Here is a 1,896-nt window from a genome sequence, read left to right on the forward strand (position 1 = left end):
CGGAGGCAAACGCTTCTTCCGCCGACGGGGTGTAGCTCATGGTCAGCCAGACACCGGTAACGATCTGGTTGACCAGAACGAGCAGTGCGAGGGAACCAAAGAAATAGAAGAAGTTGAAGTTCTTCGGGGCGTAGTACTTGCTGAGATGGTCTTCCCACATTTTGGTCGCGGGAAAGCGCGCATCAACCCAATCCATGAACTTGCTCATCACGCTTTCTCCGTATCGACGCCAATGACAATAATCTCATCGGTCTCATAGGAATGCGGGGGAACTGGCAGGTTCAAAGGCGCAGGTTGCGACTTGTAGACGCGGCCAGCCAGATCGTAGTGGGAACCGTGGCAAGGGCAGAAATAACCACCTACCCAGTCTTTGCCCAGATCAGCAGGTGCCACTTCAGGGCGGAAGGTCGGCGAGCAACCCAGGTGTGTGCAGATACCGATCAGCAGCAGGACCTCTGGCTTGATCGAACGCGTTTCTGGATCGACGTAGGTCGGTTGTGTCGAGTTCTTGGAGGTCGGGTCAGACAACTGGCCCTCGATCTTCTTCAGATTCCCCAGGATTTCCGCGGTTCGGCGGACTATGAATACTGGCTGACCGCGCCACTCAGCAATCATCTGCTGGCCTGGCTCGATTTTGCTGACATTCACTTTCACCGGTGCACCTGCGGCTTTCGCCTTGGCACTGGGAAACCATGACCCCACGAACGGGACCGCAGCCCCCACCGCTCCTGCAGCACCCACCACGGATGTGGCTGCTACCAAGAAGCGACGCCGGCCTGCATTCACGCCGTCATTGCTCATTCAGTCCTCTCCCATCAGCTTTGTGGCCTGTTAAATCAGGCATCTACTAAGTAAATCTATGTACTTATAAAAATTTTGCCGAATGGTAATGAAAAGCCCCAATTCTGACAAGGTAATTACCCAAGGGCTCCACTGCCAAGCCTTGCAGTATAGGGGCTCTACGGATGTGGCAAGTTGTCACAGCGCAATTCTTTAAGAAATCGCACGCATAAAAAAACGCCCAGCTCCGTGAGGAGACTGGGCGTTCTTTTGAACGTGGAAGCGAATTAACGCTTCGAGTACTGCGGACGCTTACGCGCTTTACGCAGACCAACTTTCTTACGTTCAACTTCACGAGCATCGCGAGTAACGAAGCCAGCTTTGCGCAGAGCGCCACGCAGGGTTTCGTCGTACTGCATCAGTGCGCGAGTGATACCGTGGCGGATTGCGCCAGCTTGACCACTTACACCACCACCGATCACGGTGACGTAGATGTCGAATTTCTCGACAGTCTCAGTCAGTTCCAGCGGCTGACGAACTACCATGCGGGCAGTTTCGCGGCCGAAGAAATTTTCCAGGGTGCGGTTGTTGATGGAGATGTTACCAGTACCCGGACGCAGGAAAACGCGTGCGGTTGCGGTCTTGCGACGGCCAGTGCCGTAATTTTGAGTCGCCGACATAATGAACTATTCCGTTAAAACTTCAGTTCTTGGGGCTGCTGAGCAGTATGAGGGTGTACAGCGCCCGCATAGACTTTCAGCTTACGATACATGTCGCGACCCAGCGGGTTCTTAGGCAGCATGCCTTTAACCGCGGTCTCGATCACGCGCTCAGGGGCTTTAGCGATCAGCTTTTCGAAGTTGATCGACTTGATGCCGCCCGGGAAACCGGAGTGGGAGTAGTAGATCTTGTCGGTGGTTTTAGCACCAGTTACACGAATCTGCTCGGCATTGATAACGACGATGTAATCGCCGGTGTCAACGTGAGGAGTGTACTCAGCTTTATGCTTGCCACGCAGACGGCTCGCGATTTCGGTGGCCAGACGACCCAGGGTCTGACCTGCAGCGTCGACGACAAACCAGTCGCGCTGTACTGTTTCCGGTTTAGCAGTAAAAG

At 54.3% G+C, this 1,896-nt stretch carries 3 protein-coding genes and 1 pseudogene; all 4 read right to left on the minus strand.

Going from position 1 to position 1,896, the window contains the following annotated elements; translation table 11 throughout:
• Nucleotides 1-208 (minus strand): annotated as a pseudogene (locus ACIOYV_RS33220) (cytochrome b); the annotation flags it as partial.
• Nucleotides 208-801, minus strand: coding sequence for a ubiquinol-cytochrome c reductase iron-sulfur subunit (gene petA / locus ACIOYV_RS33225; RefSeq protein WP_054045584.1), 594 nt, complete (start codon nt 799-801; stop codon nt 208-210). The pseudogene ACIOYV_RS33220 and the gene petA, both read right to left, overlap by 1 nt.
• Before the next feature lie 266 nt (nt 802-1,067).
• Nucleotides 1,068-1,460 carry a 30S ribosomal protein S9 gene (gene rpsI, locus ACIOYV_RS33230; protein WP_003216038.1) on the minus strand — a complete coding sequence of 131 codons (393 nt, stop codon included), beginning with the start codon at nt 1,458-1,460 and terminating at the stop codon, nt 1,068-1,070.
• 14 nt (nt 1,461-1,474) lie between these two features.
• A partial coding sequence (gene rplM, locus ACIOYV_RS33235) for a 50S ribosomal protein L13 (protein ID WP_401330707.1) occupies nt 1,475-1,896 on the minus strand: 422 nt, incomplete at its 5' end.

The sequence above is a fragment of the Pseudomonas sp. NPDC087342 genome (genome assembly GCF_044744265.1).
Taxonomy (GTDB): domain Bacteria; phylum Pseudomonadota; class Gammaproteobacteria; order Pseudomonadales; family Pseudomonadaceae; genus Aquipseudomonas; species Aquipseudomonas nunensis.